A 14,350-nucleotide genomic window follows, 5' to 3' on the forward strand; every position below is an offset into this window, starting at 1 on the left:
AATCCACCTTCCTACTATTCCGCCAATCGAAAGTCTTCAATCGGCCAATAAACTAATTTAGTTTTTCCTAACACTTTATCGTAAGGAACGACGCCAACGCTAATATAGCGGCTATCCTTACTAACACGACGATTATCCCCTAAGACAAATAGATGGTCTTCAGGCACCGTTCCTTGTTCTATGACATCACTTAATGTAAAGGGTTCCGTCAAAGCCCCGCCATCTATCAATTGTTTTTTATATTCATCCAAGTATGGCTCATCATAAGCTTTTCCATTCACGTACAGGGTATCATCTTTATATTCCACTTTTTCCCCTGGCAATCCGATGACCCGCTTTATGTAATCTTTGCCTTCTGGAGCTTCAAAAACGATAATGTCGAATCTTTTCGGTTCACCAATCGAATAGGAGATTTTATTAACGAGCATGCGGTCCGTATTCTTTAATGTCGGCATCATGGAATTACCGTCCACAACAATTGGAGCCAGGAGGAAATAACGAATCAGTGTCGCAGCTATAACCGCGATTATGACCGCCTTTGTCCATTCCCACAATTCATTTTTCTTTTTCGCCATCCTTACCCACCCTTTTAGAAAGCATATCAACAATTATTTTAACATGTTGCGGACGCTATAGCGAGCGGGATTCTATATAGTTTTCACCGTATATGTACATTAATGGTTTCTTGCAGTGCAAAAAGGGAGCCTGAAAAACAAGCTCCCTTTTTGATACTGTTTGGTTATTCACCTTATGTGGATCATGGTAAACCCGCATGAAGATATTCGAAGAATTAACGACGAATTTCTTTAATACGTGCTTTTTTACCACGAAGTTCGCGTAGGTAATAAAGTTTCGCACGACGTACTTTACCGTGACGGATAACTTCTAGTTTCGCAATTTTTGGTGTGTGAACAGGGAAAGCACGTTCTACTCCAACGCCGTAAGAGATCTTACGCACTGTGAAAGTTTCACTAACTCCGCCGCCACGACGTTTGATTACAACGCCTTCAAACAACTGGATACGTTCGCGAGTTCCTTCAATAACCTTTACGTGTACACGTACTGTGTCACCAGGTCTGAATGATGGAAGATCTGAGCGAAGTTGTTCTTTTGTGATTTCGTTAATAAGATTTTGCATCGATTTCAACTCCTCCTGGACGCTCTTGCAAATACTTATTGTTTGCAGCGGAACATCGTTATAAGACTGAGCATTTTGCCCAAGTCACAAGGTATATCCTATCATACTATAAACGTCGATGCAATAGGCATCAGTCTTCTTTTTTAATCTCGGACAATAATTTTTTTTCAAGTTCCGATAGTTCATAACTATCGAGCAAATCAGGACGCCGCATCCACGTTCTGCGCAGAGATTCCTTCATCCGCCATTCATCGATTTTTTTATGATTTCCGGATATTAGCGGATCGGGAACTTTCATCCCCCGAAAATCTGCAGGTCTAGTATAATGGGGATGCTCTAACAAACCAGAAGAATAGGAATCAAGAATCGGGGAGTCAACATTTCCTAGAACGCCGGGAAGCAAGCGAACTACGCTGTCAATAATGACCATTGCGCCCAATTCCCCGCCTGTAAGAATAAAGTCACCAATCGATATTTCATCCGTGACGACATGCTCCCGGATGCGCTCATCGTATCCTTCATAATGTCCGCATATGAAAATGAGATGTTCTTCATTTGCATACTCTTCAGCTTTTTTCTGCGTGTAACGCTCTCCCTGAGGACAAAGCAGGACTACCCTTGGGGTTAGCTCAGCTTGGCCTTTTAGAGCTTCTACAGCATCAAAAATCGGTTGTGCCTTCAATACCATTCCGGCACCTCCGCCATACGGATAATCGTCTACCGTCGAGTGCTTATTATCTGCATAGTCTCGAAAATTGGTCACCTTATAGCTGACAGCCTGCTTTTCCGCAGCCTTTTTTAAGATGGACGAGCCAAATACCCCTTCGAACATTTCTGGAAAAAGCGAAAGCACATCGATTTTCATCAGTCTAAAAGTCCTTCCATCGGTGTAATGATGACCTTTTTAGCGGAAATATCTACTTCTTTTACAATTTGTTCAATATACGGGATCAGAATATCCTTACTGCCAGCTTTCTTAATGACCCAAACATCATTGGCACCAGGCGTAAGAACCTCAATGATTTCCCCAACTTCCAAACCTTCATCCGTAAATACAGAACAGCCGATGATTTCATGGAAGTAGAACTCACCTTCGTCCAATTTACCAAGCTGCGCTTCCTTCACTTTTAGTACCCCGTTTCTAAAAGCCTCGACCTGTCCGACGTTATAATAGTTCTCGAACGTCAATAGGTTAAAGTTTTTATGGGTACGATGTGACCTGATGATAAGCGGCAAAGGCTTTTTATCAGTGTCCCTAAACAAATGCAGTGTATTTCCCACTTTGAATCGTTTTTCCGGAAAGTCTGTTGAAGAAATGACACGCACTTCTCCTAAAAGACCATGTGTGTTGACAATTTTACCTACATTAAACCATTTTTCCATTCTTTCACCTCTAACGAATTTCCGAGACGATTCCATCTTTAATGACAATAGTCTTCGTTGCCATAATATCGTCCCAATCTGCCCCAATTTCCACATCAATGATACTTTGAACTTCCCGTTCCTTCAATTCGCTTCCGGTGGGAAGGATCTCCAACTGCTCCATTTGAAATTCAAGCAGTTTAATTTTTTCTTGCCTCTGGTTTATTTCTTTTTCGAAATGAGCACGGAGACTAGCAGGCTGGAGATTTCTTGTTTTTTCAAGCTTTTTCAGTTCAAAGCGAAGCTGTTCACTCTCTTTTTGAAGCTGAAGGCGTTTTGACTTGTACTTCTCGAGGAGCTGATTCTTGCTGGATTCCGTTAATACTTGGTTAACGATTACATTTTGGAGAATTTTCATTCCAGCACCTCCTATTATCTATGATTTCTTATTTCCTTCAAAAAATATGTATGATAGGGTAATCTTTTTGAAAAAGGGGGTCATTCTCTTAAGTATAACGTAAATCGATAAAAGATGCGTCTTAAAAAGGCGTAAAGTTTAAACTCCGGGTCAGATCCAAATAGGATCAAAGTCGGAATTTCACTTTCTTGAAGTACAAAAAAAGGAGGGGTATTAGCCCTCCTTATTCGGAAATCTCCAAATAGATTTTCTTCTGCTGTGAAGATCCTGCTGCATATACCACAGTCCGAATCGCCTTAGCAACACGCCCTTGTTTACCGATGACCTTGCCCATGTCCTCTTTATGAACGGAGAGGATATAAACAATCCGGTCGGACTCTTCCTTGGAGGTCACGATGACCTCCGCCGGATAATCCACAAGTGCTGAAACAATCGTTTCAATTAGTGCTTTCATCAACTAACGTCGATTACTTGCTGTTTTTTGCAACATGGAATTTTTCCATGATGCCTTGTGTTGAGAATAAGTTACGAACTGTATCAGATGGTTTAGCTCCATCTTGTAACCATTTAAGAGCAAGCTCTTCGTTGATTTCAACTTTAGCTGGTTGAGTCACCGGGTTATAAGTTCCTACCACTTCAATGTAACGTCCGTCACGTGGTGAACGAGAATCTGCAACTACAATACGATAGAAAGGAGATTTTTTAGCTCCCATACGTTTTAAGCGAATTTTTACTGCCATTTTAAATAAGCACCTCCGAATAGTTTCACACAAGATAGTATAATATCAAATGTCTTGTATGTTTGTAAAGGTTTTTTTCTTAACAGGTGAAAAAAGTGTTGAAACACATGGCTTTAACCCGTATTTCTCCTTAGTTTCAACCTAAAATAAACCTTACATGAACGGGAATTTGAATCCCTTTTTCTTCCCTTTTTGCATGTTCGTAACCTGTTTCATCATCTTTTTCATTTCTTCGAATTGCTTCAATAGGCGGTTCACTTCTTGAATCGATCTGCCGCTTCCTTTGGCAATCCGTTTCTTACGGGATGCATTCATGGTTTCTGGATGTTCCTTTTCCTGCGTCGTCATTGAACGGATGATAGCTTCGACATGACCGATCTGTTTCTCATCGATCTGAAGGTTATCCATCCCTTTCATTTTGTTCGCACCAGGAATCATTTTCAGAATATCATCAAGCGGACCCATATTCCGCACCTGACCAAGCTGATCAAGGAAATCATCAAAGGTAAAAGTGGCTGTACGCATCTTTTTCTCTAATTCTTTCGCTTTTTCTTCATCTACATTGGCCTGTGCTTTTTCGATAAGGGTCAATACATCACCCATGCCGAGGATCCTTGACGCCATCCGTTCTGGATGGAATGCTTCAAGTGCATCCAATTTTTCTCCCATACCGACGAATTTTATCGGCGTGTTGGTGACTGAACGAATCGAAAGTGCCGCACCACCACGTGTATCCCCATCAAGTTTCGTAAGTACGACTCCAGTCAGGCCTAACTGTTCATTAAAGCTTTGGGCCACATTGACCGCATCCTGACCTGTCATCGCATCGACAACCAGGAAGATTTCATCGGGTTTTGTCAATTCTTTGATATCCTTCAGTTCACCCATCAAGTTTTCATCAACATGAAGGCGGCCTGCGGTATCAATCAACACATAATCATGATGTTCTTCCTTAGCCTTTTCAATCGCCTGTTTGGCAATTTCAACAGGGCTGACCTGGTCCCCAAGGGAGAAAACAGGCATGCTTAATTGTTTGCCAAGTGTTTCAAGCTGCTTAATCGCCGCCGGACGGTAAATATCAGCCGCAACGAGCAATGGCTTGCGGTTGTATTTTTTTCTAAGAAGATTGGCAAGCTTTCCGGTGGTCGTCGTTTTACCAGCACCTTGAAGCCCTACCATCATAATGACGGTCGGTGGTTTCGAGGCAACGGCAATCTTGCTTTGTTCGCCGCCCATCAGCTCCGTCAATTCTTCCTTAACTACTTTAATTACCTGTTGACCGGGGGTTAAGCTTTTCAGCACTTCCTGACCTACCGAACGTTCACTAACACGTTTTACAAAATCCTTCACGACTTTAAAGTTAACATCCGCTTCAAGCAGGGCCAATCGAACTTCACGCATCATTTCTTTAACGTCCGCTTCGTTGACCTTACCTTTTCCACGGATCTTTTGCATCGTGCTCTGCAGTCGGTCGGCCAATCCTTCAAATGCCATATTGCCGCCTCCTAATCCAACTTCTCAAGCGTTGTGATTGCGTCTAGCAGCTTCTCTTTTGAAAAGGAATCCTTTTCTATGAGTCCCTTCATATTCGCAATCCACTGGTTACGCTCTTGAAATTTTTGAAATAACAATAGCTTCGCTTCATATTCCTCAAGCATCGCTTCTGTTCTTTTTATATTATCATAGACTGCCTGCCTACTTACTTCGTATTCATCGGCAATCTCGCCAAGAGAGTAATCATCCAGATAGTAGAGGGACATGTAGCTCTGCTGCTTCTCTGTTAACAACGATTGGTAAAAGTCATACAAATAATTAATCCGCGTTGTCTTTTCAAGCATCTTAGCAAGCCTCCCTGCTGTTAAGTGAAAACCCTTTACAAGTTTATATTGTAAAGCCTTGTTTATTTGATGTCAAGTCAAACTCCTTACCACTTGTTTGCAAAGCATTATTTTTTTCGTTTTCTTGCTTCTAGAAGTTCACAGTGAATTCTGTAACAATGTTGGTGCCTCATTAAAAAATGGCAAAAATCCAGAAGAGAAAAATCTCTTCCGGACATTTTTTGCTTAAACCTCTTCTTTATCGATGATATCAGCAAACAGGCCATAAACATATTTCTCTGCATCGAATTCCTGCAGATCGTCCATTTTTTCACCAAGCCCGACAAATTTAACGGGAATGGCCAGTTCATTGCGAATTGCCAAAACAATTCCACCTTTTGCCGTGCCATCAAGCTTTGTTAAAACAATACCGGAAACATTGGTCGCTTCCTTGAATGTCTTGGCCTGAATAAGTGCATTTTGTCCAGTTGTTGCATCAAGGGCAAGCAACACTTCATGTGGCGCACCAGGTATTTCACGTTCAATTACACGTTTCACCTTTTCCAATTCCTTCATTAAATTCACTTTATTTTGTAAACGTCCAGCTGTATCACAAATCAGGATATCCGCTTTACGAGCCTTGGCGGCCTGAATGGCATCGAACATGACCGCAGCAGGGTCAGAGCCTTCTCCTTGCTTGATTACACTGACACCAACACGTTCTCCCCATACCTCGAGCTGTTCAATTGCACCTGCACGGAACGTATCCCCGGCTGCCAATACGACAGACTTGCCTTCTGCCTTGAATTTATGAGCAAGTTTACCGATTGTCGTCGTTTTACCTACCCCATTAACCCCTACGAACAAAATGACCGTCAAACCTTCTTCTTGTATATTCAGGCTCGGAGTCCCTTCTTCATCACCTTGGTAGATTTCGACAAGCTTTTCGGAAATGACGGATTGCACTTCCCTTGTATCAGAGATATTGCGAAGCTTGACTTCCATTTTTAATTGATCAATTAGTTCCATCACAGTATCAAAGCCTACATCAGCCTGTATCAGGATTTCTTCAAGTTCTTCAAAAAAGTCCTCATCCACTTTCCGATAACGGGCAACAAGTTCATTAACCCTTCCAGTAAAGGAATTCCTTGTCTTTGTCAAACCTTGCTTGAATTTTTCACCTATGGATACTTCTGCTTCAACTTCTTTTTCTTTTTCTTCCTGGTTCGTAAATTTCTCTTTTAGCTTTTTGAAAAAACTCATTGTCCCACTTCCTCTAATAATGAATTTAAACTTCAATAAAGTTTTCTGATTCTTCCATCCGGACGGAAACAAGTTTGGAAACGCCTGACTCCTGCATCGTAATGCCATATAGTACATCAGCCTCTTCCATCGTGCCTTTACGGTGAGTAATCACGATAAACTGTGTTTCCCTGCTGAACTTCCTTAAAAATTGGCTGAACCGGACTACATTCGCCTCATCAAGGGCTGCCTCGACTTCATCAAGAATACAGAAAGGCACCGGCCGCACTTTCAGAATGGAGAATAAAAGGGCTATGGCCGTCAGTGCCCGTTCTCCTCCGGATAAAAGGCTCAAATTCTGCAGTTTTTTCCCAGGCGGCTGTGCAATGATATCTACCCCTGTATTTAGTAAATCATCCGGATTCGTCAGTTTAAGCTCAGCTCTCCCTCCGCCAAATAATGCTTTGAAGACTTGTTCGAATTCTTCACGGATCGAATAAAAGGTATCTGCAAAGCGCCGCTTCATTTCATCATCCATTTCATCGATGACTTGGAATAATGTATCTTTCGCCTGTTGAAGGTCTTCCTTTTGACTAAGGAGGAATTCATAGCGTTCAGCTACACGTGCATATTCATCAATCGCACCTAAATTTACCGTCCCTAATTCCTCTATTGCAAGCTTGATGAGCTTCACTTTTTTTTGGGCTTCTTCTGCAGGCATCATCAATGGATACTGTTCTTTTGCACCTTCAAAGGAAAGCGTATATTCTTCTCTCAAGTGGTCGAGACGATTTTCCAATTCCACATCCAGACGGGTTAATTTTACTTCTTCGTCCTTCATCACTTCAACAATGCCCCTATAAAGGCGGTTTTCTTCTTTCAAGGCCAGTTCAAGTGTTTCAACTTGTGTTAGAAGCTCGTTTTTTTCCTGTTTTTTTATAGTGATTCCTTCAATTGCCCCATTTTTATCGAGCAATTTCTGCTGTGCCATATCTTCCAGGGATTCTTCCCCGCTTGAACTGTCTGTCATTTCATTGGTCAGGAGCCCCAAATCATCTTTGTTTTCGTCAAGCCTGCTAGTTTCCTTTGAAAGATCCGAATCAATGCGTTCCATCTTCTCTTTTTGGTTTTGTAGCTGCCCACGCTTAGAGGCCAGTGTTACCCTCAGTTCATTCGTTTCTTCGGCAAGGCTCTCTTTTGAGGATTGTTGGGATTGCTTTTGTTCCGTCATGTCGGAAATTAGCCGGTCAAGCCCTTCAATTTCCATTTTACATGATTCCAAAAGTTCTTCCAGCTCTTTAAGTCTTGCCGTTTTTTGCTGTTGTTCTTCTAAATATGAATTTTTATCCAAATCATAAAGATGCAGCCGTTCATTCACATTTCTTTCCTGTAGCTCCACTTCACGAAGTTCGCCCTTCAGGGTTTGTTCTTGCAATCGAAGGCTCTCCCCTGTTTTTCTGGTTTGTTCAAGCGTTTGCTCTTGAACACCCACATCCACTTTGAGCTGTTTGACCTGCTTTTCTAGCTGATTCGTTTTCGCTTCCATGGCGGCTAGTTTTTGATGGAGCTCTTCCAATTCCGTTTTCCTCGAAAGCAGGGAGGTCGTTTTTTGCTTTAACGCGCCACCAGTCATTGAACCACCTGGATTGACGATATCCCCTTCGAGGGTTACGAAGCGGAAACGGTGCTGCATCATTTTCGCCAAGTCATTTGCACCCTTTAGATCTGTCGTGATTATGACAGTCCCTAACAGGTTTTCCGCAATTGCTGCATGCCTGTCATCATATTGGATCAATGAGGAGCCCGTCCCCACAAAAGCTGAGTGGCTCTTTAGCATCGATAATTGGCTTACTGAAATCTCTCTTGCCTTAATGACTGATAAAGGCAAGAACGTCGCACGTCCATACTTATGTTTCTTCAAGAAGGAAATGGCCTCTCGTGCATGCTCTTCGCGTTCAACGACCACATGCTGCATCGCTCCGCCCAGAGCCGTTTCGATGGCCGTTTCATATTCCTTTGGAACCTTTATCAATTCCGCAACTGCCCCTTCTATGCCTTGAAGGGTTTCTTTCGCTTTTAAAACTTCTTTAACTCCCTGAAAAAAGCCTGCATAATCCTCTTCCATTTCTTCAAGAAGTTCCTTACGTGATTTTGCCTGTTGAAGGAATTGATAGGCCTTATAAAGGGTGGTTTCCTGTTTTTGATACGTATCCTTTGCCGCATTCAATTTGTTCTGCTGATTCCGGAAATAAGAGACATGCTCTTCAAGCTGCTTGGTCACATTTTCCATTAGCTTTGAATATTCCAATTTTTTAGCAGTGATACCCATTCGCTCGGTTAAGAACTTTTCATTTTCCATATCAAGTTTAGCATTTTTATGTTCCTGCTGTTTTAGCTGCTGAAGCAGGTACTGTTTTTCATTTTTAGCCGATGCCTGCTTGTTCAACCACTCGATATAGTCACTCTTTTTCACTTCAATCATCGCTTCGATATCACTATTGAATAGGCCTAAGCTTTTTTGTTTTTCATTTAAGGTTTCCTGTATCCCTTTCACTTCCGAGTTCAGAGCATTCAGGAGTTCCGTTTCTCGTTCCTTTTGCAGGGACAAGCGCTCGACAGCAGCCTCACCTTCCACAATCGCTTTTTCAAGCTGTGACTTGTTTTGGGCGGCATTTTTTTTCCGCTCTTTCAAAACTTCTTTACGGCCTTCAAGCTTTTCAAGTTCTTCACTGGCATTCAGGAGAATTTCCTGAAGTTCATTGATCGATGTCTCAAGAGTTGCAAGACTATCCCGAAGCTTTTTGAGATGCGCTTCCCTGTCATGAAGCTGCCCTGCCATTTGCTGTTCCATTTCATTATGTTTTTCAAGTTCCTGGGATAGGTTTTCCCATTTTTCATAAAGTTCTTCTATTTCAAAAACGGTTAAAGCTACTTCTATTTGCTCAAGCTCTTCTTTCTTCTCCAAAAATTCCTTGGCGAGGGAAGACTGAATTTTCAGCGGTTCCACTTGCCCTTCCAATTCATGGAGGATATCATGGACACGGTTTAAGTTATCCTGCGTTTCCGTCAGCTTCGATTCCGCTTTTCGTTTTCTTGTTTTATATTTCAGGACACCTGCTGCCTCTTCAAAGATCACTCGTCTTTCTTCTGCCTTACTGCTTAGGATTTCTTCCACTTTCCCTTGGCTGATTATGGAAAATGCTTCACGCCCAAGACCAGAATCCATGAAAAGATCTATGATGTCCTTCAGTCGGCAGCCTTGATTATTAATGAAAAATTCACTTTCTCCCGATCGGTATACCCGTCTAGTCACACTGACTTCATGAAAATCAATCGGCAGGGAATTCGTCTCGTTATCAAGGGTCAATGAAACTTCTGCAAAATTCAACGCTTTCCTCGTGTCACTTCCCGAAAAGATGATATCTTCCATTTTTGCTCCACGCAGCGATTTCGCAGACTGCTCTCCAAGTACCCATCGGACTGCATCGGTCACATTACTTTTGCCGCTTCCGTTTGGTCCAACCACTGCCGTGACTCCAGGTACAAAATCAATCGAAATTTTCTCTGCGAAAGATTTAAATCCTACAACGTCCAAGCGTTTGAGGAACATGACCTTTCCTCCTCTACTGTTCAACTATCTTGTTGATTTTTTTTCTTTTAAAACGATCAATGCATGCTCGGCAGCATGCTGCTCCGCTTCTTTTTTTGACTTTCCTAAACCAGAGCCCAGTTCTTCCCCATTCAGAGAAACGGTCGAAACAAACTCCCGGTTATGGGCTGGTCCCTTTTCCTGCAAGATCTTATATTGCAGGACACCGATGGCATCACGCTGAATCAGCTCTTGAAGCTGGCTCTTATAATCCATCACATGAGAAAAAGCACCCTCGTCTATCTTCGGAAATACAACATGCTTCAAAAACTGCACAACTGGCTCTAATCCTTGGTCAAGGTACAAAGCCCCAATATAGGCTTCGAATACATCCGCAAGCATGGCAGGGCGTTCTCGTCCACCTGTCATTTCTTCCCCTTTTCCGAGTAAAACATATTCCCCGAAAGAAAGGCTATTGGCAAAAGCGACAAGTGAAGGCTCGCACACAATGGCTGCCCTTAATTTGGTAAGTTCACCTTCGCTCATCATCGGATATTTTTGATACAAGTATTTAGAGATGGTCAGTTCAAGCACAGCGTCTCCCAAGAATTCAAGCCTTTCATTATCTTCATAAGGCTTACGGCGATGCTCATTCACATACGATGAATGTGTAAAAGCTTGTTTCAATAAATTTTCATCCTGAAAATGAAAACCCAGACTTTCCTGCAACTGTTTAAATTTATTATCCTTGATTGATGGTTTACGATTATTTCCGTTCCTACGCATCACACAAAACCCTCCACAACGGTTCAAAAAGCATATTTTTCCAATATATTAAAAAGAAACCTGGCAGGAATTCCTGTCAAGCTTTCCTATGTACATCATACATTATAATCCGCTTAAAGAAAACTAACGGAAAAAGACCACTGCAATGCAGGCGGGGCTACCTGGGGCATGCTCATTCCCTTATATCTGCCGCTGCATCAAACCTTCTTTAAGAATAAGAGAAAGCCCCGTTAAAAAACGGAGCTTTTAGTCAAACGACAATACATTACATAGTGCTTTGTATGTAATTCACAGCATCACCTACTGTGGCGATTTTTTCAGCGTCATCGTCCGAAATTTCCATATCAAACTCGTCTTCGAATTCCATGACTAGTTCAACTACATCTAGGGAATCGGCACCAAGATCTTCTTTGAAAGAAGCTTCAAGTTTAACCTCTGATTCTTCTACGTTCAAACGATCTACAACGATTTTCGTTACTCTTTCTAATACATCTGCCAATGTGTTCACCTCCCCTCAAAACATTATAAATTAATTTCGGAAAAAATCAAAGAAAACTTACATGACCATGCCGCCATCTACATGAAGAGTTTGTCCAGTCATATATTTGCTTGCCTCAGAAGCGAGGAAAGACGCCACTGCAGCGATATCTTTTGGGTCACCGAACCGTGCAAGCGGAATTTGGTCCAACATGGCTTTTTGGACATCTTCAGGCAATTCCCCAGTCATATCCGTCGAGATGAAACCAGGAGCAATCGCATTTACCGTAATCCCTCTTGAAGCAAGTTCCTTTGCTGTAGTTTTGGTCAGCCCGATTACACCAGCCTTGGCCGCAACATAATTTGCCTGACCTGCATTTCCGCTGACGCCGACGATCGATGCCATATTGATGATCCTGCCGCTACGCTGCTTCATCATTTGTCTTGTGACCGCTTTTGTGCAAAGGAAAACTCCTTTAAGATTCGTATTGATCACTGAATCCCATTCCTCTTCTTTCATTCGCATCAATAGGTTATCTCGTGTGATACCGGCATTATTAACCAAAATATCCACTCTGCCAAACTGTTCGATGACCTCTTTGATCATGCTTGTCACCGAGTCACTATTTGCAACATCGCACTGGATGGCAAATGCTTTACGACCCAATGCCTTGATTTCTTCCACCACTTCATTCGCTTTCGTTTCACTGCCAGAATAGTTGATGGCAACGTCTGCTCCTTGACGGGCAAGTTCTAATGCAACTTCCCTGCCAATACCTCTTGACGCCCCTGTTACAAGTGCTTTTTTACCTTCGAGGATCATGCTTTTGCCCCCTTCAATGTTTCAATTGTTTTAGTTAGTGTTTCTATATCGGAGACCGAGTGAATTTGAACGGAACGATCGATCTTCTTTATTAATCCACCCAATACTTTCCCAGGGCCTACCTCGATGAACGTATCCACTCCCAATTCAAGAAGGGTTTTCACACTGTCCTCCCATAGGACCGGTGAATACAGCTGTTCGATTAATTTTTCTTTTATTTCAGCAGGTGCAGTAATGGGCTTAGCCGTTACGTTTGAAATGACAGGAATTTGTGCCTGTTTGAAGCTTACTTCATCAAGGACACCCTGTAACTTTTCTGCCGCTGGTTTCATCAATTCCGAATGGAACGGTCCACTCACTTCAAGAGGAAGAGCCCGTTTAGCCCCATTCTCCTTGGCTTTTGCACTTGCGAGTTTAACCCCTTCTGAAGTTCCAGAAATGACGATTTGGCCTGGACAATTAATATTGGCTAATTGAACGGATTCCCCTGTTGCTGTTATTTCAGAAGTCACTTCAGATAGAGCTTCACGGTCCATTCCCAGTATCGCAGCCATTGAACCTTGACCATTCGGTACCGCAGCTTCCATGAATTCACCGCGCTTACGCACAGTATAAACGGCATCTTCAAAAGAAATTGCACCTGATGCCACTAAAGCCGTATATTCACCTAAACTATGCCCTGCTGTATAATCAGGTTTGATTCCCGCTTCTTCTAACTCCTTGACAAAGGCATAGCTCGTGGTCAATAAAGCTGGCTGTGCATTATAGGTTACCGTTAATTCTTGTTGTGTGCCATTAAAGATCAGTTCGGAAAGTTGAAAATCAAGTTTTTCATCGGCTTTTCGAAAAATATGCTGAGCACGCTCGTTTTCCTGAAATAAGCCATGACCCATTCCTATTGACTGTGAACCCTGTCCTGGAAAGACAAAAGCAATTTTACCCATCTGTTACTCCCCTGCCTCTTTGATTTATTTTTGTTTTTCTATTGTCTTTGCAATGGTCGATATGACGTCATTCCCCACCATATCGCGAGTCTGGCGTATCGCATTATAGACCGCGTTCGCATCTGAAGAACCATGCGCCTTTATGACAGGGGCCTTCAAACCGAATAGGCCAGCACCGCCATACTCCGAATAATCCATTTTAATTTTAATGCCCTTTAGTTCCGGTTTGACCATTGCTGCAGCCATCTTACTCTTGAAGTTGCTCATCAAGGCCGTTTTCACCATTTTAAATACACCCATAGCAGTACCTTCAAGTGTCTTCAACACCATATTTCCCGTGAAGCCGTCCGTAACGACAACATCTGCCGGTCCATTTAGAAGGTCCCTGGCCTCTACATTACCTATAAAGGATATCTCCGATGATTGCTGTAGCAATGTAAAAGCCTGCTTAGTCAGTTCATTCCCCTTTTTTTCTTCTGTTCCGATATTCAGGAGTCCGACCCGTGGCTTTTCAATTCCCCGCACTTTTTGTGCATAAACAGATCCCATTATTGCGAATTGCAGCAGATGCTCCGGCTTCGCATCAGAGTTCGCACCTACATCCAGAAATACGAAACCTTTACCATCGATTGTCGGAAGGGTTGGAGCCAATGCCGGACGTTCAATGCCTTCTATCCTTCCAACAACAAACAAGCCTGCAGCCATTAGCGCACCAGTATTGCCTGAAGAAATGCATGCATCTGCTTCTCCATCAGCCACTTGCTGTGCAGCTAATACCATCGAGGCACTTTTCTTGCGGCGAACCGCACGAACCGGTTCATCGGTACTTAATATTTTTTCATCAGTATGTACAACCTTTATTCGGCCATGTTTCGTTAAGTATTGATTTATCTCCGCTTCATTGCCCACCAAGGTAATTTCCACATCGGAAAAAGCCTCAACAGCTTTCATCGCTCCTAAAACCTGTGCCTTGGGAGCATTATCGCCACCCATTGCATCTATCGTTATCTTCAT

Annotated in this window: 16 protein-coding genes; all 16 read right to left on the reverse strand. The window is 42.6% G+C overall.

Going from position 1 to position 14,350, the window contains the following annotated elements:
• Positions 1–14: 14 nt before the first annotated feature.
• A complete protein-coding gene (gene lepB, locus AC1DVK_RS00445; protein ID WP_284471296.1) occupies positions 15–575 on the reverse strand; it encodes a signal peptidase I in 561 nt (186 codons plus the stop codon).
• 215 nt (positions 576–790) lie between these two features.
• The gene (rplS, locus tag AC1DVK_RS00450; protein WP_034313702.1) at positions 791–1,138 is read right to left on the reverse strand and encodes a 50S ribosomal protein L19; all 348 of its coding nucleotides are present in this window, start codon (positions 1,136–1,138) and stop codon (positions 791–793) included.
• 130 nt (positions 1,139–1,268) lie between these two features.
• The gene (gene trmD, locus AC1DVK_RS00455) at positions 1,269–2,003 is read right to left on the reverse strand and encodes a tRNA (guanosine(37)-N1)-methyltransferase TrmD (protein WP_477625654.1); all 735 of its coding nucleotides are present in this window, start codon (positions 2,001–2,003) and stop codon (positions 1,269–1,271) included.
• Positions 2,003–2,521 carry a ribosome maturation factor RimM gene (gene rimM, locus AC1DVK_RS00460; RefSeq protein ID WP_061462385.1) on the reverse strand — a complete coding sequence of 173 codons (519 nt, stop codon included), beginning with the start codon at positions 2,519–2,521 and terminating at the stop codon, positions 2,003–2,005. The genes trmD and rimM overlap by 1 nt, the downstream gene beginning before the upstream one ends.
• Positions 2,522–2,531: 10 nt before the next feature.
• Positions 2,532–2,918: a YlqD family protein gene (locus AC1DVK_RS00465; RefSeq protein ID WP_061462384.1), complete on the reverse strand. Its 387-nt coding sequence runs from the start codon at positions 2,916–2,918 to the stop codon at positions 2,532–2,534.
• Positions 2,919–3,141: 223 nt separating this feature from the next.
• Positions 3,142–3,372 carry a KH domain-containing protein gene (locus AC1DVK_RS00470; protein ID WP_477625655.1) on the reverse strand — a complete coding sequence of 77 codons (231 nt, stop codon included), beginning with the start codon at positions 3,370–3,372 and terminating at the stop codon, positions 3,142–3,144.
• 13 nt (positions 3,373–3,385) lie between these two features.
• Positions 3,386–3,658, reverse strand: coding sequence for a 30S ribosomal protein S16 (gene rpsP, locus AC1DVK_RS00475; RefSeq protein ID WP_034313715.1), 273 nt, complete (start codon positions 3,656–3,658; stop codon positions 3,386–3,388).
• Between the two features lie 153 nt (positions 3,659–3,811).
• Positions 3,812–5,152 (reverse strand): signal recognition particle protein, encoded by a 1,341-nt coding sequence (ffh, locus tag AC1DVK_RS00480; protein ID WP_061462383.1) that lies wholly within the window; start codon positions 5,150–5,152, stop codon positions 3,812–3,814.
• A gap of 11 nt (positions 5,153–5,163) precedes the next feature.
• Complete coding sequence (locus AC1DVK_RS00485; protein ID WP_061462382.1) at positions 5,164–5,496, reverse strand: putative DNA-binding protein; 333 nt, start codon at positions 5,494–5,496, stop codon at positions 5,164–5,166.
• 225 nt (positions 5,497–5,721) lie between these two features.
• Complete coding sequence (gene ftsY, locus AC1DVK_RS00490) at positions 5,722–6,738, reverse strand: signal recognition particle-docking protein FtsY (RefSeq protein WP_061466019.1); 1,017 nt, start codon at positions 6,736–6,738, stop codon at positions 5,722–5,724.
• A gap of 25 nt (positions 6,739–6,763) precedes the next feature.
• Positions 6,764–10,327, reverse strand: coding sequence for a chromosome segregation protein SMC (smc, locus tag AC1DVK_RS00495; protein WP_477625656.1), 3,564 nt, complete (start codon positions 10,325–10,327; stop codon positions 6,764–6,766).
• Between the two features lie 24 nt (positions 10,328–10,351).
• On the reverse strand, positions 10,352–11,092 hold the full coding sequence (gene rnc / locus AC1DVK_RS00500) for a ribonuclease III (RefSeq protein ID WP_061462380.1): 741 nt from the start codon (positions 11,090–11,092) through the stop codon (positions 10,352–10,354).
• Between the two features lie 265 nt (positions 11,093–11,357).
• The gene (locus AC1DVK_RS00505) at positions 11,358–11,591 is read right to left on the reverse strand and encodes an acyl carrier protein (protein ID WP_034313729.1); all 234 of its coding nucleotides are present in this window, start codon (positions 11,589–11,591) and stop codon (positions 11,358–11,360) included.
• 57 nt (positions 11,592–11,648) lie between these two features.
• Entirely contained in the window at positions 11,649–12,392 is a 744-nt protein-coding gene (gene fabG / locus AC1DVK_RS00510) for a 3-oxoacyl-[acyl-carrier-protein] reductase (protein ID WP_284471299.1), read from the reverse strand.
• Complete coding sequence (gene fabD / locus AC1DVK_RS00515) at positions 12,389–13,336, reverse strand: ACP S-malonyltransferase (protein ID WP_089362438.1); 948 nt, start codon at positions 13,334–13,336, stop codon at positions 12,389–12,391. The genes fabG and fabD overlap by 4 nt, the downstream gene beginning before the upstream one ends.
• Positions 13,337–13,360: 24 nt before the next feature.
• Entirely contained in the window at positions 13,361–14,350 is a 990-nt protein-coding gene (gene plsX / locus AC1DVK_RS00520) for a phosphate acyltransferase PlsX (RefSeq protein WP_061462377.1), read from the reverse strand.

The sequence above is a fragment of the Peribacillus sp. P4_B1 genome, assembly GCF_056402395.1.